Raw genomic sequence first — 21,451 nt, 5'->3', positions numbered from 1 at the left:
GAGTTCGATTTCGTCGACAGTTGCGGTGACCACTTCGTCCGCACCGATGACCGGGGCATCGACGATCGCGTCGACCTCGGGCCCGTCGGTCGACGCGGACGCGGAATCACCGAAGGACACAGCATCACCGGACGGCACAGCGGAACCTGCTTTCGTAGCTCTGTTCGGTGCCCGACCTGTTGCGGTCCGGCACCTGGGACGACTCGACGTGCCAGACTACGGCCTTGACCGAAGATGTCGGACCAACGGCATAGGGTCGCAGTCGTGAGTATTTCCGCGTCGACGCCCGTCGACTTGCCTCTACTCGATCTCGGCGACAGCGAGCAGACGTCGCCGGCGACGTCCGGCTCCCGCAGTACACCGGCGTTGTCGCCTTCGCGCGCAGGTGATTTCAAGCAGTGCCCACTCCTCTATCGCCTGCGTGCCGTCGACCGGATTCCCGAGGTCTCCACCGAAGCTCAGGTGAAGGGAACTGTGGTGCATGCCGCATTGGAGGCCCTGTACGCGTTGCCCGCACAGGATCGTGTTCCGGCCACTGCGCGAGAACTCGTCGATCCTGCGTGGGAGCGAGTGGTCGCTCGGTCACCCGACATCGAGAGTCTGGTTCCGGCGGACGAAAGACCGGCGTTTCTCGACCGGGCTCGCGCGCTGGTCGCCGGGTACTACGAGCTCGAAGACCCCACTCGATTCGAGCCCGAGTCCTGCGAACAGCGCGTGGAGGTAGTGCTGGACGACGGTACGCCGCTGCGCGGATTCATCGATCGGATCGACGTGGCACCGAACGGGATGATCCGCGTCGTCGATTACAAGACCGGCCGGGCACCGCGAGAGTTCACCGAGTCCAAGGCGCTGTTCCAGATGAAGTTCTACGCGTTGATGATCATGCGGATGCGCGGAGTCGTTCCGGCACAACTGAAGTTGATGTACCTCTCCGACAAGCAGGAGCTGACCTACACCCCTGACGAGGGCGAGTTGCGGAGGTTCGAGCGCATGCTCTCGGCCATCTGGAAAGCGATTCTGGCTGCGGGCGAGACCGGCGATTTCCGCGCCAAACGGGGCGCGTTGTGCAAGTGGTGCGACCACCAGGCGCTGTGTCCGGAATTCGGTGGTACTCCCCCGGCGTATCCGGGTTGGCCCACGGCCGCTGCCGAATCGGCGGGCGCCGAGCTGTGACGGTTCCGAACGCCTTCTTCGTTCCCGCCGGTGTCGGCAGCGAAGGCCACGAGCGGGTCACCGCTACCGAGCACACCGTCAGCCTGTGGGCACCGACGATGCAACACGGCGCTCCGCCGTCGGCCCTGTTGGTCCGGGCGCTCGAGCGAGTGGACGCCAGGGAGGACACCCGTATCAGTCGCGTGGCCGTCGACATCCTCGGACCGGTTCCGGTCGGGGACATCGAGATCCGGTCATGGACGGAGCGTCCCGGTGCCAATATCGAGCTCGTCGTCGCGGAACTCTGGGCGGACGGCACGTCGGGAACTGCGCGGGCGGTGGCCCGCGGCAGCGCATGGCGTATGCGCACCACGCCGACCGACGACGTTGCACACTCCGGGGATCCGGTGATGCGACCGGTGAGCGACGGTGTCGAGTACACCTTCGGTGGCACCTGGTCGTCGGGTTATCTCGACGCCGTCGAGTTCAGGACTCTCACCGGACTCGGCGAGCCGGGGCCGGGCCAGGTGTGGGCAAGGCCCAGACCCGTTCTGGTGCAGGGTGAATCGATGACTCCGTTGGAGAGACTGTTCTCGATCGCCGACATCGCCAACGGAATCGGAGCCAAGCTCCCGATCGACGAATGGACGTTCCTGAACACCGATCTGACCGTGCACGTGTTCCGCGTGCCGCAGGGAGATTGGATCGGGGTGTCCGCCGAGACCTCCACCGGGCCGGACGGAATCGCAATGTGCGCGGGCACCCTCAGCGACGAACGAGGACCTGTCGGTCGCATCGCTCAGACGGTGTTGGTTCGACGTCGCAGCTGACGTCTCGTCCGATCGAGACGTCAGCGCTGTGACGACGTGAATTCGGATTCAGAACGCGCGGCAGGACCTGATGTCGGAGGCGAGGATCGCCTTGGCACCGAGCTCGGCGAGCTGGTCCATGACGTTGTTGTGGACCTTACGAGAGACCATGGCGCGCACGGCAACCCAGTTGTCGTCGACCATCGGCGCCAGGGTGGGCGATTCGATTCCAGGAGTGATCTTGACGGCCTCGTCGAGGATCGACTTGGGGCAGTCGTAATCGAGCATCAGGTACTGCTGCGCGAAGACGACGCCCTGTACGCGGGCGATGAGTTGCTTGCGTGCGGAGTCGGTGCCCGGGGTGCCTGCTCGTTCGATCAAGACGCCCTCGGAATCGCAGAGAGATTCGCCGAATGCCACGAGGTTGTTCTGACGCAGCGAGCGACCCGACTCCACGACGTCGGCGATCGCGTCGGCGACCCCGAGCTGGATGGAGATCTCCACTGCACCGTCGAGGCGGATGACCGTTGCTTCGAGTCCTCTGGCGGCCAGATCCTTGCGCACCAGGTTGGGATAGGACGTCGCGATGCGCAATCCGCCCAGATCCTCGGGTGCCCACTCCTTGCCCGCGGGTGCGGCGTAGCGGAAGGTCGATCGGCCGAATCCGAGTGCCAGTCGCTCTTCGACAGCAGCACCCGAATCGAGAGCCAGGTCGCGTCCGGTGATGCCCAGATCCAGCTGCCCGGATCCGACGTAGATCGCGATGTCCTTGGGGCGCAGAAAGAAGAATTCGACGCCGTTCGCCGGATCGAGAACCGTCAGGTCCTTGGAATCGCTTCGGCGTCGGTAGCCGGCTTCACTGAGAATTTCGGCGGCGGACTCGGAGAGAGCGCCCTTGTTGGGTACGGCTACGCGCAGCATGGAGTTTTCCTTGTTCGACGAGTTCGTGAGCGACATGCGGATCGAACTCACAGATGTTTGTAGACGTCCTCGAGTTCGAGGCCTCTACCCACCATCATCACCTGGACCCAGTAGAGCAGCTGCGAGATCTCCTCGGCGAGTGCCTCGTCGCTCTCGTGCTCGGCGGCGATCCACACTTCACCGGCTTCTTCGAGGACCTTCTTGCCCTGGAAATGAACTCCCGCGTCCAACGCTGCTACGGTGCCCGAACCCTCGGGGCGGGTCTTCGAGCGGTCGGTGAGCTCGGCGAACAGCGAATCGAAAGTCTTCACGGATGGATATTCTTTCACGTCGTCGCTCGGGGGTACGAATCGGTCGAGATCAGGATGCCCAGGCTCGCCGCACCTCGTCGGCGGTCAATCCGACGAGACCATCGCGGATGGTGTACCCCGGTGCGGCCGGCACCGCGATTTCGGACGGAACCACCAGCACCGGACAACCGGCGGTGTGCGCCGACAGCGAACCGGTGGGCGAGTCCTCGACCGCAAGGCACGAGGCTGCGTCGAGTCCGAGCAACGCTGCACCGCGCAGGTACGGGGCCGGGTGCGGTTTGCCTGCCTCGACCTCGTCGCCGGTGACCGTGATGTCGAAGTACTCGCGCCCCAGGGTGTCCAGAGCCCGCTCGACCAGACCCCGCTCGGTGTTGGTGACCAACCCGGTCGACAGACCCATCTCGCGCACGAGCGCAAGAGCATCCTTGGCACCGGGTCGCCACGGGATCCCCTCGGCGAACAGGTCTCCGACTCGCGTGGTCAGCCACTCGCGGCCCTCGACCAGGCGCTCGTCGGTGACCTCGACCCCGGCATTCGCCAAGACCTTCCGCAGTGCATCCCACATCGAGTTGCCGAGGGTGCTTTCACGCACCTCCGCGCTGAGTTCCGTTCCCAGTGAGCGGGAGTACTCACCGATGGCGACGTCCCAGATCTTCTCCGAGTCGAGCAGTGTGCCGTCCATGTCCCACAGGACACCCTGCAGGTGGGTTCTAGACATTGAAGTACTTGGCCTCCGGGTGATGAAGTACGAACGCATCGGTCGACTGTTCGGGGTGTAGCTGCAGTTCCTCGGAGAGCTTCACGCCGATTCGCTCGGGTTCCAGAAGTGCGGCGAGCTTGATGCGGTCCTCGAGATCGGGGCATGCGCCGTAGCCGAACGAGTAACGCGCACCGCGATATTCGAGTTTGAAGAAGCCCTCGGCCTCGGTGGGATCCTCCGAGGCGACGGAATTGCCGTCGGAGAGCTTCAGTTCCTCGCGTACCCGGCGGTGCCAGTACTCGGCCAGGGCTTCGGTGAGCTGAACGCCGATTCCGTGGACCTCGAGGTAGTCACGGTACGAGTCGGCGGCGAACAGCTCGTTGGCGAAGTCCGCGATGGGCTGGCCCATCGTCACCAGGTTCATCGGCAGAACATCGACCTTGCCCGATTCCCGTGCAGCCGAACGCGACCGAACGAAGTCCGATATGCAGAGGAAGCGGTCGCGGTGCTGCCGTGGGAAAGTGAACCGAAAACGTTCGGGCGCATCGGGTTCGGGTTCGGTGAGCACGACGACGTCGTCGCCCTCCGAGACCGCCGGGAAGTACCCGTACACCAATGCCGCGTGTGCGAGGATGCCGTCGGTGCTCAGTCGATCGAGCCAATACCGCAGGCGCGGTTTGCCTTCCGATTCCACCAGGTCCTCGTACGTGGCACCTTCGCCCTTGCGGGCACCGCGCAGACCCCATTGCCCCAGGAACAGGGCCCGCTCGTCGAGCAGCCCCGAGTACTCCGACAGTGACACGCCCTTGACGATGCGCGTGCCCCAGAACGGCGGCACCGGGATGTCGATGTCGGCAGCAACATCGGAACGTTCGGGCACGACCACCGGCGCTTCGGCGGCCTTGCGCTTCTCGGCGATGCGCTTGGACCGCTCGTGGCGTTCCTTGCGCTCGGCCGTCTTGGCCTTCGCAGCGAGTGCCTCGGGGCTGTCCGGGGCCGGTCCGCCACCACGCTTGGTGGTCATGATGGTGTCCATCAGGCGAAGGCCCTCGAATGCATCACGCGCATAGTGCACGTCGCCCTCGTAGACGTCCTGCAAGTCGTTCTCGACATACGACCGGGTCAGCGCCGCTCCGCCCAACAGAACCGGGAATTGCTCGGCGACACCCTTCGAGTTGAGTTCGATGAGGTTGTCCTTCATGACAACGGTGGACTTGACCAGTAGCCCGGACATGCCGATCACGTCGGCGCGCTTGTCGATCGCGGCTTCCAGAATGGTCGAAATCGGTTGCTTGATACCGAGATTGACCACCTCGTACCCGTTGTTGCTCAGGATGATGTCGACGAGGTTCTTACCGATGTCGTGCACATCGCCCTTGACGGTACCGAGCACGATGCGACCCTTGCCGTCGTCGTCGGTCGCTTCCATGTGCGGTTCGAGATACGCCACAGCAGCCTTCATCACCTCGGCGGAGGCGAGCACGAACGGCAGCTGCATCTGACCGGAGCCGAACAGCTCGCCCACGGTCTTCATCCCCGAGAGCAACGTCTCGTTGATGATTTCCAGCGGCGGCTTCTCGGCCATCGCGGCGTCGAGATCGACGTCGAGGCCGTTGCGTTCGCCGTCGACGATGCGTCGTTCGAGGCGCTCGAACAGCGGCAAACGGCCGAGTTCCTCGGCGCGAGATTCACGCGCCGACGCCGCGGAGACCCCCTCGAAGAGCTGCATGAGCTTCTGCAGCGGGTCGTAGCCCTCGCTGCGGCGGTCGTACACCAGATCGAGGGCCGTCTCGCGCTGCTCGTCGGGAATCTTGTTCATCGGCAGGATCTTCGACGCGTGCACGATGGCGGTGTCGAGGCCGGCCTGTGTGCACTCGTGCAGGAACACCGAGTTCAGCACCTGGCGTGCAGCGGGATTGAGGCCGAACGAGATGTTCGACAGCCCGAGGGTGGTGTGCACCTTCGGGTACTTCTCCTTGAGCTGCCGGATCGCCTCGATGGTCTCGATGCCGTCGCGTCGCACCTCTTCCTGGCCCGTGGAGATCGGGAAGGTGAGGGTGTCGACGATGATGTCCTCGTGGCGCAGGCCCCAGTTCTCGGTGATGTCGGTGATCAACCGGTCTGCGACGCGCACCTTCCACTCGGCCGTCCGCGCCTGTCCCTCTTCGTCGATGGTCAACGCAACGACGGCGGCGCCGTGCTCCTTGACCAGACGCATGATCTTCTGGAATCGCGAGTCGGGTCCGTCGCCGTCCTCGTAGTTGACCGAGTTGACCGCGCTGCGGCCACCGAGGTGCTCCAAACCTGCTTCGAGAACGGCAGGTTCGGTGGAGTCGAGCATGATCGGCAGGGTCGACGCCGTCGCCAGTCGGCTGGCCAGCGCGGCCATGTCCGCGGCGCCGTCGCGGCCGACGTAGTCGACGTTGAGGTCGAGCATGTGCGCGCCGTCGCGGGTCTGGTCCTTGGCGATGTCGAGGCACTTCTCGTAATCCTCGGCGAGCATCGCGTCGCGAAATGCTTTGGACCCGTTGGAGTTGGTGCGCTCACCGATCATCAGGATGCTGGCATCCTGCTCGAACGGAACGGCGGTGTAGAGCGAGGAGACGCCCGGCTCGGGCGCGGGCTGCCGTTCGAGTTTCGTTGCCCCGTGCACCATGTCGGCAACCTGGCGGATGTGCTCGGGCGTGGTGCCACAGCAACCGCCCACCAGAGCCAACCCGTACTCGCTGACGAAACCGCTCAGGGCCTCGGCCAATTCGGGAGCGGTCAGTGGGTACTCGGCCCCTTTCGCGCCCAGGGTGGGCAGGCCGGCATTGGGCATCACCGACACCGGAAGACGCGAATGCTTGGACAGATGGCGCAGGTGCTCGCTCATCTCGGCCGGGCCGGTCGCACAGTTGAGCCCGATCATGTCGATACCGAGGGGTTCGAGTGCCGTCAGTGCGGCACCGATCTCGCTGCCGACGAGCATCGCGCCCGTCGTCTCGACGGTGACGTGGGTGATGATCGGGATGCGGACGCCCAGCTTGTCCATCGCGTGTTGGCTGCCGATGATCGCGGCCTTGACCTGTAGCAAGTCCTGGCAGGTCTCGACCAGGATGGCGTCGGCACCGCCGTCGATCATGCCGAGGGCGGCTTCGGTGTACGCGTCGCGCAGTCGGGCGAAGGGAGCGTGGCCGAGCGTGGGGAGCTTGGTACCGGGGCCCATGGAACCCAACACGAAGCGGCCCATCCCGTCGCGGCCCGGGCCCATCTCGTCGGCGGTCTCACGCGCGAGCCGGGTGCCTTTCTCGGCCAACTCGCGGATGCGGTCCTCGATGTCGTAATCGGCCAGGTTGGGCAGATTGCAGCCGAAGGTGTTGGTCTCGACGGCGTCCGCACCGGCCGCGAAGTACTCGCGGTGAATCTCACGCAGCACGTCCGGCCTGGTGGCATTCAGGATTTCGTTGCATCCCTCCAGACCGAGAAAGTCGTCGAGAGTGAGGTCGGCGTCCTGGAGCATCGTGCCCATCGCTCCGTCGCCGATGACAACACGACGTGAAATCGCATCGAGCAGACTGGGCTTGTGTTGAGCGGGCATCACTACAGAGTAGTGGGCACCGAAGTTACGTCGGGTCGTAGGCTGTCGTGGTGAGTCCCCGAAACCTCGATGGCCAGTCCCCGATCGACGACGGAAACGAAAATACGGACATTTCAGGTGCCGGATCGGATGTGCCTCTGGATGCTGCATTGATCGAGGCCGTCCACGATGCTGTGGCCAATGCCACAGACCTCGACGACCTCGACGATCTCGACGACGTCATTCCCGAGTTGCGCTCCCCGATCCTGGTCGCTGCCTTCGAGGGCTGGAACGACGCGGGAGATGCAGCCAGCGGCGCGATCGAGCATCTGGAGCTGATCTGGGACGCCAGTCCGCTGGCCGAACTGGACTCGGAGGACTACTACGACTACCAGGTCAACCGCCCGACAGTCCGGCAGGTGGACGGTGTCACGCGCGAGATCGAGTGGCCGTCGACTCGGCTGTCGGTGTGTTCGCCTCCCGGCAGCTCGCGCGATGTGGTGCTGCTACGCGGCATCGAGCCGAACATGCGCTGGCGCAGTTTCTGCGACGACCTCCTCGAATTCGTCGAACAGCTCGGCGTCGAGACCGTGGTGATCCTGGGCGCACTGCTGGCGGACACTCCCCACACCAGACCCGTTCCGGTGACCGGCACCGCCTACAGCACCGAATCGGCCGAACAGTTCAACCTGGAACAGACTCGCTACGAGGGACCGACCGGGATCACCGGTGTGCTGCAGGACGAGTGCGTCAAGGCCGGGGTGCCTGCGGTCTCCTTCTGGGCTGCGGTCCCGCACTACGTCTCCCAGCCGCCCAACCCCAAGGCCACCGTGGCGCTGCTGCAGCGGGTCGAGGACGTGCTCGACATCGAGGTACCGCTCGGCGAACTGCCCACCCAGGCCGAGGAATGGGAAGAGGCGGTGACCGAGATGACGAAGGAAGACGAGGAGATCAGCGAATACGTTCGCAGCCTCGAGGAACGCGGCGACGCCGAGGTGGACATGTCCGATGCGATCGCCAAGATCGACGGCGACGCCATCGCGGCCGAATTCGAGAAGTACCTGAGGCGACGCGGTCCGGGCAACTTCGGGCTCTGACCGACCGCACAGGAAGAGCCGCGGGCCGGTGAGGTCTTTCTGATCCCGACGTAACGTCACCGCAGCGGTGACGTCACCCCGACCCCGCAACCTCGTGGGTATGGCCAGCACACCGCGATTCCTGCAAGGCGTCTTCTCGTTCACCGGACACGGTCTGGACAAGCCCGAGCTGATCGATCCCAGCCTCAGCTTCGTTGTCCCCGAGGGTACGACGGCTCAGCCACTGTACTTTCGCGGCGGGAATTCGAGCGACGAGCTGGTGGTCGTCACCTTGCTGCGCGACGGCAGCCCGATGCGCATGTTCCCGATGGGTGCCAAGAGCGGGGTGAACATTCCGCTGCGGGTGGTCGAGGACGTCGATCCGGACACGGTGCTCGAATTGGTCGTCGCCGCCCCTGCCGGAACCAGCGGAGAGGTCGTCGTCGATTTCGGTCTGGTGCTGATCTGATGACCGCGGGCAAGCAGCGGCTGCTGGTGGTCGGCAACGGGATGGCCGGTGCCAGGGCGGTCGAGGAGATCATCAAGCGCGGCGGCAGTTCGTCGGTCGAGATCACCATGATCGGCGACGAGCCGTACGGCAACTACAACCGAATCATGCTCTCGCACGTGTTGTCCGGCGAGGCCACCGTCGACGACGAGGACCTGATCCTCAACCCGATGAGCTGGTACAGCGAGAACGGCGTCACGCTGCACGCCGGAGACCGCGCGATCTCACTCGACCGGTTCTCCAAGACCGTCGTCTGCGAGAGCGGTCGGTCCGTCGACTACGACGTGCTGATCATCGCCACCGGCAGCAACACGTTCTTCCCCAACATGGACGGTCTCCGCGAGTCCGACGGCAGGCTGGCGCGCGGCGTGTTCGGCTTCCGCACCATCGCCGACACCAACGGCATGCTGCAGATGGCGCAGTCGCGCGACGACGTCTGCGCCGTCGTCATCGGCGGCGGTCTGCTCGGACTCGAAGCCGCATACGGCTTGCGCACGCAGGGCCTGGAAGTGAACGTGGTGCACTCCCCCGGTCACCTGATGAATCAGCAGCTCGACGAGCGTGGCGGCCGCGTACTGCGGAACAAGATCGAGTCACTCGGCGTCGGCGTGCACACCTCCAAGCGAACCACCTCGGTGTTGCGCTCCGAGGACGGCGTCGTCACCGGCGTGGGGTTCAACGACGGCACCTCGCTCGCCGCTGACATGGTGGTGGTCACCGCGGGCATTCGTCCCAGCGTCGATTTCGCTCGCGCCGGCGGACTGGTGATCGAACGCGGAATCGTCGTCGACGACCAATTACGTTGCGAGGACGAGGGTTCCATCTATGCCGTCGGTGAATGCTGCCAACACCGCGGCGAGGTCTACGGCCTCGTCGCTCCGCTGTGGGAGCAGGCCGTCGTGTTGGCAGACGTGCTCACCGGAGCCGATCCCACTGCGGCGTACCACGGTTCGCGTCTGACCACCAAGCTCAAGGTCGCCGGTGTCGACGTGGCCTCGATGGGGATCACCGCCCCCGAACGCGACGACGACGAGTTCGTCCAGTTCTACGAGCCGCGCAGCGGTACGTACAAGTCGGTGATCGTGCGGAACAACAAACTCGTCGGTGCCACCCTGCTGGGCGACATCTCCAAGGCCAACTTCCTCACCCAGGCGTTCGACGAGAAAGTGCCGTTGCCCGACGAGCGCATCAGCATGCTCTTCGACATGGGAACCCCCTCTGCGGCAACAGGAGCCGCCGAGCTGGCCGACGACGTCCAGGTGTGCAACTGCAACGGCGTCACCAAGGGAGCCATCGTGGCCTGCGTACACGCAGGCGCGAAGAACCTCGGCGACGTGACCGCGAAGACCCGGGCGGGCAAGGGGTGCGGATCGTGCAAGGGACTGGTGAAAGACATCATCGCGTGCGCAGCAGGCGGTGCCGTCGAGGCCGACCCGACCGCAGACTGGTACGTGCCGTGTATCCCGATGACCAAGCCGGAGCTGATCGACGCGATTCGCGCGCAGGATCTCCGGGCGGTGTCTGCGGTCTTCGCCGCGTTGGCGACCGGTGGAGCGGAGGATGCCGCGGCCAAGATGCCGTTGGCGTCGTTGCTGCGGACGGTGTGGGGCCCGGACTGGGTGGACGAGCGGGGCGCGCTGTTCATCAACGACCGAGTCCACGCCAACATCCAGCGGGACGGCACATTCTCGGTGGTGCCCCAGATGAAGGGTGGCGTCACCACCCCGGATCAGTTGCGCAAGATCGCCGACGTCGCGGACAAGTACCACGTTCCGCTGGTCAAGGTCACCGGCGGTCAGCGTATCGACCTCCTCGGCATCAAGAAGGAAGACCTGCCGAAGGTGTGGGGCGATCTGGACATGCCCTCCGGGTTCGCGTACGGCAAGAGCATGCGCACGGTGAAGACCTGCGTCGGCAGCGACTTCTGTCGCTTCGGCCTCGGCGACTCGACAGCACTGGGCATCGCCCTCGAAGAACGGTTCCAGGGCTTGGAGACTCCGGCGAAGTTAAAGCTCGCGGTCGCGGGCTGCCCGCGCAACTGCTCGGAGGCACTGTGCAAGGACTTCGGCGTCGTCTCGGTGGGTGAGGACAAATGGGAGATCTACGTCGGGGGTGCGGCCGGTGCACACATCCGCAAGGGCGATCTACTGGCCACCGTGACGGGGGCCGAGGAGGTTCTGACCGTGGCAGGCAGGTTCATTCAGCATTACCGTGAGAACGCCCAGTGGCTCGAGCGAACGTACGCGTGGGTTCCGCGTGTCGGTCTCGAAGAACTGCAGAGCGTGCTGATCGACGACCGCGACGGCATCGTCGCCGGACTCGACGAACGAATGCAGGCATCGGTGGACGGGTACATCGACCCGTGGCAGGACCGCGCCGCACCGAAGTCACCTGCCCAGTTCACCCCATCGCTGCCCCTGCTTCCGCTGCCACAGGTGCCGGTCCGATGAGCGTGCCTGTCGGGGCCGTGGAGGACCTGACGCCCGGCGAGGGGCGGGCCTACGTGGTGGACGGCAAACAGGTGGCGGTGTTCCTGCTCCGCGACGGCTCGGTCCGGGCGATGGATGCCGTGTGCCCGCACAAGGGCGGACCGCTGGCAGACGGTCAGATCGACGGATCCATCGTCGTGTGTCCGCTGCACCAGTACACCTTCTCGCTCGACGACGGCACCTGCCCCAGCGGCATCGACTCGGTGCGCACCTACCCCGCCGCAGTGGTGGACGGAAAAGTCACCGTGGAGCTGTAACCGGCACGGTTGAACGACCGAGAGCCTGACCCCCTACCCTGTTCCAGTGAGCGAATCAGGCGAGGACGCACGGCAGGGTGTCGTGAATGCGTTCGTGGAGGAAGATCGCCTCGGTCTCTTCTCGTTCGCCGTTGCCGAGAAGCGCTCCGAGTACCTGGCTGTTCTCCGGGCATTCGACACTGCACGAGCCAACTACGTCGTCCTGCTGCACTCCGGAGACGTCGCCGACCTCATCGCACGCAGCTCCGGGCGCCACGAAGCACTGAGCACCCTCGACATCGCGCCTCTGCTCGATCAGCTCCACGCCTGGGGCCTGCTCGAACGCAGCTACGACGGCACCCGCGCCGCCACCCTCGCCGAGTACCGCAACCGTCACTTCGTCTACCAGTTCGGCCAAGCCGGCTACAAGGCCTACCGAGCGGTCGAGGACGTGCTCGGGGCCCGCCTGGACGACGCCGCGCTGTCGCGGCTGGTGCTGCCCGAGCTACTGGCCGACATGCACGAGTTGGCCGAGGCGAACCGTCAGGCCGACGGCGATCGCATCTACCGCAAGCTCAGTCGACTCGATTCGACGTTGTCGGAGATGGCGACCCGCGCCGCCCACTTCTACCTGGTGCTCGGTGACCTCGTGCGCACCACCGAGATCACGCCGGAGTCGTTCCTGGTCCACAAGGACGCCCTGCTGACGCACATGCGTGAATTCAGCTCCGATCTGACCCGCTACGCACCGAAGCTCGCCGAGGCGATAGCACTCGTCGAGAGCACCGGAATCGAGGAACTCGTCGAGCGAGCCGCGATCAGCGACGAACGAGTCTTTCTCACCGTCGCCGAACGCCGCGCCGACTGGACCGATCGCTGGGCCGGCCTCTCGCACTGGTTCGTCTCGGCCGAGTCCGAACTCAGCGAGTCCGAGCGACTCCGCGAGGGCACGATGAGCGCGATCGCCGCCGTGCTGTCGCTGCTGCGCCGGGTCACCGAGACCCGCAAGGGCGGCGTCAGTCGCGAGAGCCAATTGCGCCACCTGGCCGGTTGGTTCGCTGCCGCACCGACCGAAGACAGCGCGCACGCTCTGTTCCATGCCGTGTTCGGCCTCGGCAGACCGCGGCATCTGTCGATGGTGCATCCCGACGCAGACATCATCCCGACATCCCGATCGTGGTGGGAGGCACCTCCGGTCGAGATCTCGCGCACCCTGGCCGAGACCGGACGCACCCCGACCCCCGGTGTTCCGGGACGGGTACAGCGCAACGACGGCGGCATCAGACGGCTTCGCGAGCAGCAACTCGAGTCGCAGCGATCACGCAGTGCCGCAGCGCAGTCGCTTGCCTCCGCCGGAATCCACGACCGGATTCTCGACGAGCAGGAAACCGAGGTGCTGTTGAGTCTGTTGAATGCTGCGTTGACCGCCCGGGTACGCGTGAGCGGACGCACCACCGACTCGTCCGGATCGGACAGCGGCGTACGCCTGACGCTCAGCGACAGCGACCGTTCGACGATCGTGCGGACCAGCAGAGGCCGGCTGCATCTGGACCGCCTCGCGCTCGAGGTCAGCGAGGTGGCACGCCGATGAGAGCTCGCGAGATCTCCACCCTCGCACTGGATTCCTACCAGCGGGCCGCCCGGGTTGCGCTGTCGAATCACCTGGTGACCACGACGTACCCCGATCGGATCGCGCTGCCACTGCTGCGCAGATGGGCCACCGAGTTGCGCGAGGATCTGCTCGAGCTGTTCGGGTATCGCCTCGAGGTCACCGAGACCACGGCTCGCCTGTTCCCGGTGATCGACGCACTCGACGACAGTCAACCCGCGCGAACGCCCACCGACCGAATCTTCGACCGCCGCAGGTACGCGTACCTGGCGTTGGCGCTGGCGGCACTCGGCCGGGCGGGCAACCAGATCACCCTGTCCGAACTCGCCGATCATGTTGCAGCAGAGGCGAGTCAGGTCGACGGTGTCGAGCTGACAACCGACCGGGCAAGCGACCGAGACGCGTTCGTCGACGCGATCGGGTGGCTCGCGACACGCGGGGCCATCGCGTTGGCCGACGGTGACGCGAGCGGCTGGGCGAACAACCCGTCCGCGGGCGAGGCGCTCTACGACATCGACCGTCCCGTCGTCGTTGCCATGTTCAGGCCGCCCCGCGCCGTGCAGCATCTGCGATCGATTCGCGGTTTGCTGGCCGGCTCGGACGCCGCGATCGACCCCGAGGAATCCGATGCGGGACAGACCGATTCCGGGCGTGAGGCAGATCCGAAGGAAACGCTGCGTGCGGTACGCCGTGCGTTGGTGGAGCAACCGGTGGTCTATTTCGACGATGTCGACCCGGACGGCCGCACGGCCCTCGCCGCGTCGCGCACCGTTGCCGACGTCGAGTTGCTGACCGGCCTCGTCGCCGAGCGTCGCGCCGAGGGAGTGGCCCTCATCGACACCTCGGGACGACTCTCGGACTACCGATTCCCCAGCACCGGAACCATTGCCCAGGTCGCATTGCTGATCGCGGGCGAGATCTCGGACCGGGTGATCGATCCGGATGCACCCGCGCTGGCGACCTACCCCCTTCCCGACGGTGACGCCCTGATCGAGCAGTTGGACGGTGCAATTCCCGACGGTGGAGTCTTCGGTGATCTCGCAGAATTCGGGTTCGGTTCCGATGCAGGGACATTAGACGATGCGGTGGGCAAGAAGCAGTATCCGCTGATCGAGGACAGTTGGTTGGTCTCGGTGGTCGACGATCTCGTCGAACGGTTCGGTCGTACGTTCGCCGCGCAGTGGCAGACCGATCGCGACGGCCTGCGGCTCCGAGCGATCGCGATGCTGCATCGACTTCGATTGATACACAGCGTGTCCGGCGGCGTGCTGGTGCTGCCGGTGATCGCGCGCTACCGCGACGTGATGGTCAGCGTGCGCGATCGGACCCCGCAGGATTCGCTGTTCGGTACCGAACAGTCCCCCAGTACCGACCAGTCAAGCAGCACCGATCCGTCCGAAGTAGAGGCTTGAGTAGATGACCGCACACTCGTCACGTTTCCGGCCGACGCGAGCAGGGATCGTCAACCTGTGGGACTACCGTGATCAGGAGTTCTCCTTCGCCGACGGTCGTCTGGTGTTGCGTGGGCCCAACGGTTCCGGCAAGACCAAGGCTCTCGAAGTGCTGTTCCCGTTCGTCCTCGACGGTCGTATCGAACCGCGCCGGCTCAATCCGTTCGCCGGAGAAGAGCGGACGATGAAGTCCAATCTTCTCTACCGCGGGCAGGAAAGCGCACACTCGTATGTGTGGATGGAGTTCGGCCGCGGGTCACGCGAGGATCCCGAATCGGTGACGGTCGGAATCGGTATGCGGGCGAGCCGCCACAACGACAAGGTGACCCGCTGGTACTTCGTGGCCGACGGCCGAGTGGGCGTCGACTTCTCGCTGTTGGGTTCCGACGACCGTCCGTTGACGAAGAAGCAACTCGGTGAACAGCTGGGCACCGACGCATTGACCGATCGCCCGGTGGACTATCGCGCCGCGATCGACGCACGCATGTTCGGGCTCGGGGCGCAGCGCTACGACCAGTTGATCAATCTCATTCTGACACTTCGCCGTCCGCAGTTGGCCAAGAACCTCGATCCGAAGGGGCTCTCGCAGGCGTTGACCGACGGCCTGCGTCCGTTGGACGAGCAGCTGGTGCTCGAAGCAGCGCGCTCCTTCAGCGACATGGAAGAGGTTGGCCGGGCGCTCGAAGGACTGGCGCAGGCCGATCACGCCGCCAAGAACTTCGTCTCGGTGTACTCCAAATACCTTCGGGTGCAGACCCGTTCGGATGTCGAGCAGGTCTCGCGCCGGCTCGAGGCGGTCACGCATGCGACCACCGCACACTTCGCCGCTGCCGCTCTGAAGGACCGCCGTCTGCTCGAACGTGCCGCAGCGGAAACTCGATTCGACGAGGCCGAACGCGCACTGGATCAGGCCGTCGCAGACCGCGAGACCCTACAGCGCTCGAGCGCCTACGAGGGCAAGCAGCAACTCGACGACCTTGTCGAATCCGCTGCGAAGCTGGAGATCTCGACCGCCCAGCAGGCCGACCGCGCCCGCAAGGCTCGAGTAGAACTGGAACAGCGCACCACCGAAGCGGCTCGGGCCGATTCCGCACTCCGGGATTCCGTTGCCGGGGTCACCCGCGCCGAGGAGGAACTGCAAACTGCAGCCGAGGACGCGGGCATCGTCTGGACACCACTGCCCGGAACAGTCCGCAGCGACCAGATCGGCACCGCGCTGCGTGGCCACGCCGAGGAACGCGACGGCGACGTGCGGGCGGTTCGCGAGGCGCTGGGAACCGTCGAGAAAGCGTCGACGGAACGCACTCGTGCGGAGAAGTCCGCGTCGAAGGCCAGAGAGATGCTCGAGGCCGCGTCGGCCGCGGTCACCGAGGCCGAAGCGGCCGTGGACCTGGAGAAGGCGCAGTTCGCTTCGGGACTACGAGCCTGGTGGTCGAACAATTCGGCGCTCTACTCCGCTGCGGGCATCACCTCCGCCGCGTTCGAGGCCCTCGACGCGGCGTTGGCACACGTCGGCGACGACGACACCCCGAGCCTGGAATCGGTGCTGGCCGAACAGACCGCGGACGGTATCGACGCGCTTCGTGCCCGGCAGGCACAGGCCCGCGTGGACGTATCGACCCGCACGGCCGAGCTGAACGCGCTACGCGACGAACTGTCCCTGGTGCGGGCCGAACACGATGACGCGCCGCCGCCGTTCGCCGCGCGGACCGACTCGCGTGCGGATCTGTCGGGAGCGCCACTGTGGCAGCTGGTTCGGTTCGCGGATTCGGTCTCCCCTGCCGACGCCGCCGGAATCGAATCCGCGCTGCAGGCGGCGAATCTGTTCGACGGCTGGATCCACCCGATCGCGGATTTCCCCGTCGACTCGAACTCGGAGCAGTATCTGTCGCCGCTGCCCGAGGCCTCGCGGCCGACCGGAACCACGTTGGCGTCCGTCCTCGAACCCGAGCCCGGCACTGCCGTATCGGAATCGCGCATACTCGACGTGCTGAATTCGGTTGCACTGCAACAGGACCAGGGCGCAGTCTCGGGCAGTTCCGTCGCGGTGGGCGTCGACGGCCGGTACTGGCAGGGTGTGCAGCAGGGTCGCCACACCAAGGCCGATGCCGAGTACATCGGTGCGACGGCGCGGGCTCGTCGGCGTGAGCAACGCATCGCCGAGCTCGGTGCCGCGATCGATACCGCAACGGCCGCGCTGGAGACCGCCACGGCCGACGAACGATCTGCGCGCGAATCGGTGCAGGCACTGGGTGCGGCCGCCAAGCAGCTCCCCCGGGTCTCGGCCATCGTGAGAGCGCAACGCGCCGTCACCGCTGCCGCTGGAGCGCTACGCACCTCCACGGAGGGTGCTGCCGCGGCGGACCGTGAGTTCGACCAAGCGATCGCAGACCTGTCGGCGAAGGAGAAGCAGCTGCGCACCGTCGCCGTGGCTCACCGCACCCCCCACATCGGTCGCGACATCGATGCCCTCGCCGCTGCGATTCGGCATTTCGAGCATCAGGGCTCGGTGGTCATCCGCAAGCGTGGCGATCACACGCGCGAAGCAGAACGCGCCCGCGAAGCAACCAACCGGCTCGAAGAGGCGACCGGCCTGGCCGAGGAGCTCGCCGAGGAAGCGGCGCTAGCCGAAGAGAACTACCGACAGCAGGTGCAACGCCTCGAGCTCCTGAGCGAGAAGCTCGGTGCCACCGCCGAACAGATCGACACCGATCTCGAGAACGCACGCGAACGCATCGAGAAATGCCGCGCCGAGCAGCGGGCCGCGCGCAAAGCGGACAAGGAAGCCGGCGAAGCGATCGGCAAGGCCGAGGGTGCCTGCAACACCGCGCTGGAAAGCCTGCGCGGTGCCGTCACCGAAACCCTGGGTGACGCCGTGCGGCTGGCGCCCTACGCTCGCAAGGACCTGCTCGGCATCCTCGGTGTCCACGAGGCGTACGCCTGGCCGGCCAGCGATTCTGCCTGGTTGACCGTGGAGCAGATTCTGTATCGAGTTCAGCAGGCCGACGGTCCCGACGACGAGGTTCCGGTACTACCGCCGGTCGTGCACGCACTGCATTCGGCACTCGACGCAGCGACGGCGTCGGTGAAAGTCAGTGACTCGAGCCGGAAGTCGACCCGGACGGCGCTGACGAGTGCGCTGCAGGAGTTCGACTCGCAACTCGCCGCATCGGGTCAGGACTACCGTTTGCAGTGGGATGCGCCGGACGGTTTGACCGTCGTACGAGTTCAGGACGAGCAGGGCTATTCGTCGGTCGGAGATTTCGCCGACCGCATCGGTGCGGCGAGGGCCGATCAGGAGTTGCTGCTGACCGAGCAGGAGCGCCGAATACTCGAAGATGCACTGCTGACCGGCCTGGCGCAGCAGATTCACGAGCGCACCGTCGACGCACGCGAGCTGATCGCCCAGATGTCTGCGGAGATGAAGCAGCGCCGCATGTCGTCGGGCAACACGATCGGTGTGCACTGGGTGCTCGCGGACAACCTCGACGACGGGGCCCGGGCGGTGTCCAAACTGCTCGACCGCGACGCCTCGGCGTTGAACCAGGACGATCTGGCCGCAATGCGCGCCCACTTCGCATCGGAGATCAGAATCGCTCGCGCGGCGCATCCGGAACGGTCCTACCCCGAGATCCTGTCCACGACGCTGGACTATCGCCGCTGGCGCGTGTTCGCCTTCACGCTCATCAGCGGTGACGGCAACGAGGATCGTCTCACCGTCGCACGCCACAGTGCGCTCTCGGGCGGTGAGCAGTCGGTGTCGCTGCACCTGCCATTGTTCGCCGCCGCGCACGTGATGCTGTCCTCCGCCGATCCACATTCACCTCGGCTGCTGGCGCTGGACGAGGCGTTCGCCGGTGTCGACGACAACGGCCGCAGCGAATTGCTCGGCTTGAGTGTGCAATTCGATCTCGACCTGTTCATGACCGGATACGACCTGTGGATCACCTACGGGGACGTCCCCGGCTGCGCGCACTACGACCTGGCGCATTCGACAGCCGAGAACACCGTCAGCGCAGCACTTCTGGTGTGGGAGAACGGCGAACTGTTCGCCGAGCACGACGGTACGGACCTCGCCGCGGCACTCGGGTCACCGCTGACGCGCCGGGTGCCGACCCGAACCGAAGGTGGGCTGGAGTTTGAGCGGTAACAGCGAATGGCGCGGCAGCGTGGAATTGGGTGCGCTGCTCGATGCGGCACGAAAGAAGTTGGAGTCCAACTGGCTTCGGGTCGGCGGCAACATCACCGTCGATCTGAGCGATGCTCCGGAGCTGTGGCGTCTGTGCAGCGCGATCTCTCGGTCCAACTCCAGTCTGCATTCTCGGGCGCGCAGCACCAGACTCGACCTCGAGCGGTTCGACGCGTGGCTGAGCCATCCGCTCAACGGTGGCCTCGGACTGATCGACACCCTCACGTCGCAGGCCCCGTTGCAGGACAAGAAGCGGATCGCCGCCGACAAGGCTCAGGTGCGCGCCGATGCACTCGATCGGGCCAGGGAGGTTCTCGGCGGCGGCACCGACCGAGAATGGATCGAGCACTGGATCGCATCGTTGCTCAACCAGGACGGCACCCTCGGCGGCCGGGTCGCCGTCGACGCGCTCGAGGTGGCCACGAAGGTCCTCGCAAAGCTGCCGGTGGACGGGATGTCGCTCACCGAGCTGGCCGAACTTGCCTGCGGGGACATCAAGGCACTCTCGGCCGGCGGTGCCCCGAAACTTGTTCTGGATGCATTGTCGTTGCGCGAGAACGTCCCTCGGCCCGTCGATCCGGTCGGTATCAGGGCGTTGTGGGAGACCGCGGGTGTGTCGGTCGACGCGGTGTCCAGCCGGGTGCTGGTGCTCGGCTACCGCGTCGACGAGACCCATACCGTGGCGGGGTGGCTGAACCAGGCTGCCGACGAGGGCATCCCCTTCCCCGTCACCGTGGACATGCTCATGCGCGGGACGCTCACCAACAGTTCGGCCACGGTGTTCGTCTGCGAGAACGTGGCGGTTCTCGCCGCGGCAGCCCGCACTCTCGGGTCGAACTGCGCGAGCCTGATCTGCACGGACGGCCAACCCTCCGCAGCGGTACACCGACTGCTGGCCTCCCGCGCACCCGGCACCACGATTCGCTGGCGTGCCGACTTCGACTGGGCCGGACTGCACATGGTGAAACGAGCACTCTCCCGGTACGACGCGGCGCCGTGGCGTATGGACGTCGACTCCTATCGACATGCGCTCGACGCACGAAATTCCGAACCGCTGAAGGGCCATCCGACGGACAGTTCGTGGGACCCGGAACTGGCTGCAGCCCTGCGTGACTCGGGCCGGGCAGTCATGGAAGAACGACTGATCCCGGATCTGTTGACGGATCTGCGGCCGTCGCTCTAACGCAGCGGAACTCCGAGCAACGCGTCGACGGCGTCGGCGAAGGCACCGGGTGCGCCGGCATCGGATCCACCGCGTTCGACTGCGAAGCTCGCCCACGCGTCGAGAGCGTCGAGTGCCTTCGGCGTATCCAGATCGTCGGCCAGGTGCTGTCGGAGCCGGTTGATCACGTCGTCCGCCGATGCTGCGCTCTCGAGCGCCGCTGCCCGACGCCACAGTGCGAGCCGCGTGTGGGCCCGTTCGAGGACCTCGTCGGACCACGGTCGATCCTGCCGGTAATGGCCGGCGAGCAGGCCGAGTCGTACGGCGGCCGGATCGACGTTCTCGGCGCGGAGCTTGGAGACGAACACCAGATTGCCCCGGCTCTTGGACATCTTCTCGCCGTCGAGGCCGATCATTCCCGTGTGCACGTAGTGGCGTGCGAAGCGGGAATCACCGGTGGCCGCCTCGGCGTGTGCCGCGGAGAATTCGTGGTGCGGGAAGATGAGATCGCTTCCGCCGCCCTGGATGTCGAAGCCGGTACCGATGCGGTTGAGGGCGATGGCCGCGCATTCGATGTGCCACCCGGGCCTGCCGGGACCCCACGGCGACGGCCACGACGGCTCGCCCGGCCGCACCGCGCGCCAGAGCAACGCATCGAGCGGATCCCCCTTACCGACCCGATCGGGGTCACCGCCGCGTTCGGCGAAGAACGTGTCCATCGTGGCGCGGTCGTAGCCGGACTCGTAACCGAACTGCTCGGTGGCATCGGCACGGAAGTACACATCCGGGTACTCGGCATCGTCGACGACGTACGCGGCACCGGACGCGACGAGCTTGCCCACCAGTTCGACGACCTCGTCGACGGACTCGACGGCGCCGATGTAGTCGCGCGGAGGGAGCACGCGCAGCGCTTCCATGTCGGCACGGAAGAGCTCGATCTCACGCGCTCCCAGATCGCGCCAGTCCTCACCGTCGCGGTCGGCGCGCTCGAACAGTGGGTCGTCGACATCGGTGACGTTCTGGACGTAATGCACGTCCATGCCCGCGTCTCGCCACAGTCGGTTGATCAGGTCGAACGTCAGATACGTCGCTGCGTGTCCGAGGTGGGTGGCGTCGTACGGGGTAATTCCACAGACGTACATCCGAGCCGTCGAACCCGGGGTGACGGGTCGAACCTGACGGTCTGCGGTATCGAACAATCGAAGCGCTGGACCCTGTCCTGGAATTGTCGGGATCTCCGGGCTCGACCAAGAATGCATGCAACCGAGCCTATCCGAGC

The 21,451-nt window shown here is 65.8% G+C and carries 15 protein-coding genes; 10 read left to right on the top strand and 5 right to left on the bottom strand.

The window, feature by feature from the left end; genetic code table 11:
• Window positions 1-270: 270 nt before the first annotated feature.
• Together R4P47_RS10360 and R4P47_RS10355 are read left to right on the top strand one after the other, a co-directional pair.
• Window positions 271-1,173, top strand: a complete 903-nt coding sequence (locus tag R4P47_RS10360; RefSeq protein WP_411567323.1) for a RecB family exonuclease — start codon at window positions 271-273, stop codon at window positions 1,171-1,173.
• Window positions 1,170-1,982 carry a thioesterase family protein gene (locus R4P47_RS10355; RefSeq protein ID WP_317784714.1) on the top strand — a complete coding sequence of 271 codons (813 nt, stop codon included), beginning with the start codon at window positions 1,170-1,172 and terminating at the stop codon, window positions 1,980-1,982. The genes R4P47_RS10360 and R4P47_RS10355 overlap by 4 nt, the downstream gene beginning before the upstream one ends.
• A gap of 48 nt (window positions 1,983-2,030) precedes the next feature.
• Here the strand turns inward: R4P47_RS10355 and hisG are convergent, their stop codons facing one another.
• From hisG to metH, 4 genes are read right to left on the bottom strand one after another with little or no spacing between them, the layout of a single operon-like run.
• Window positions 2,031-2,882, bottom strand: a complete 852-nt coding sequence (gene hisG, locus R4P47_RS10350; RefSeq protein ID WP_037190018.1) for an ATP phosphoribosyltransferase — start codon at window positions 2,880-2,882, stop codon at window positions 2,031-2,033.
• A 47-nt stretch (window positions 2,883-2,929) separates the two neighbouring features.
• Window positions 2,930-3,193: a phosphoribosyl-ATP diphosphatase gene (locus R4P47_RS10345; RefSeq protein ID WP_032398466.1), complete on the bottom strand. Its 264-nt coding sequence runs from the start codon at window positions 3,191-3,193 to the stop codon at window positions 2,930-2,932.
• A 49-nt stretch (window positions 3,194-3,242) separates the two neighbouring features.
• Window positions 3,243-3,911, bottom strand: a complete 669-nt coding sequence (locus tag R4P47_RS10340) for an HAD family hydrolase (RefSeq protein ID WP_149405786.1) — start codon at window positions 3,909-3,911, stop codon at window positions 3,243-3,245.
• Entirely contained in the window at window positions 3,904-7,473 is a 3,570-nt protein-coding gene (gene metH / locus R4P47_RS10335; protein ID WP_317784713.1) for a methionine synthase, read from the bottom strand. The genes R4P47_RS10340 and metH overlap by 8 nt, the downstream gene beginning before the upstream one ends.
• Window positions 7,474-7,646: 173 nt before the next feature.
• Here metH and R4P47_RS10330 point away from each other — a divergent pair, with 173 nt between their 5' ends.
• The 8 genes from R4P47_RS10330 (at window position 7,647) to R4P47_RS10295 (ending at window position 20,193) form a co-directional block, all read left to right on the top strand.
• Window positions 7,647-8,549 carry a PAC2 family protein gene (locus tag R4P47_RS10330; RefSeq protein ID WP_068050790.1) on the top strand — a complete coding sequence of 301 codons (903 nt, stop codon included), beginning with the start codon at window positions 7,647-7,649 and terminating at the stop codon, window positions 8,547-8,549.
• A gap of 100 nt (window positions 8,550-8,649) precedes the next feature.
• Window positions 8,650-8,997: a molybdopterin oxidoreductase gene (locus R4P47_RS10325; RefSeq protein ID WP_068050787.1), complete on the top strand. Its 348-nt coding sequence runs from the start codon at window positions 8,650-8,652 to the stop codon at window positions 8,995-8,997.
• Entirely contained in the window at window positions 8,997-11,486 is a 2,490-nt protein-coding gene (gene nirB / locus R4P47_RS10320; RefSeq protein ID WP_317784712.1) for a nitrite reductase large subunit NirB, read from the top strand. The genes R4P47_RS10325 and nirB overlap by 1 nt, the downstream gene beginning before the upstream one ends.
• Entirely contained in the window at window positions 11,483-11,782 is a 300-nt protein-coding gene (locus R4P47_RS10315) for a Rieske (2Fe-2S) protein (protein ID WP_149405790.1), read from the top strand. Before nirB ends, R4P47_RS10315 begins: the two co-directional genes overlap by 4 nt.
• An 82-nt stretch (window positions 11,783-11,864) precedes the next feature.
• Window positions 11,865-13,352 carry a TIGR02677 family protein gene (locus R4P47_RS10310; RefSeq protein WP_411567322.1) on the top strand — a complete coding sequence of 496 codons (1,488 nt, stop codon included), beginning with the start codon at window positions 11,865-11,867 and terminating at the stop codon, window positions 13,350-13,352.
• A complete protein-coding gene (locus R4P47_RS10305; protein WP_317784710.1) occupies window positions 13,349-14,782 on the top strand; it encodes a DUF2398 family protein in 1,434 nt (477 codons plus the stop codon). The genes R4P47_RS10310 and R4P47_RS10305 overlap by 4 nt, the downstream gene beginning before the upstream one ends.
• Window positions 14,783-14,786: 4 nt before the next feature.
• On the top strand, window positions 14,787-18,971 hold the full coding sequence (locus R4P47_RS10300) for a TIGR02680 family protein (protein WP_317784709.1): 4,185 nt from the start codon (window positions 14,787-14,789) through the stop codon (window positions 18,969-18,971).
• Window positions 18,961-20,193 (top strand): DUF2399 domain-containing protein, encoded by a 1,233-nt coding sequence (locus tag R4P47_RS10295; RefSeq protein WP_317784708.1) that lies wholly within the window; start codon window positions 18,961-18,963, stop codon window positions 20,191-20,193. Before R4P47_RS10300 ends, R4P47_RS10295 begins: the two co-directional genes overlap by 11 nt.
• Here R4P47_RS10295 and mshC read toward each other — a convergent pair.
• Window positions 20,190-21,431 carry a cysteine--1-D-myo-inosityl 2-amino-2-deoxy-alpha-D-glucopyranoside ligase gene (gene mshC, locus R4P47_RS10290; protein ID WP_317784707.1) on the bottom strand — a complete coding sequence of 414 codons (1,242 nt, stop codon included), beginning with the start codon at window positions 21,429-21,431 and terminating at the stop codon, window positions 20,190-20,192. The two genes, R4P47_RS10295 and mshC, sit on opposite strands and share 4 nt — an antisense overlap.
• Between the last annotated feature and the right edge of the window lie 20 nt (window positions 21,432-21,451).

This window comes from Rhodococcus sp. IEGM 1370, from assembly GCF_033142325.1.
Classification (GTDB): domain Bacteria; phylum Actinomycetota; class Actinomycetes; order Mycobacteriales; family Mycobacteriaceae; genus Rhodococcoides.
This window is presented reverse-complemented; position numbering and strand designations above follow the sequence as displayed.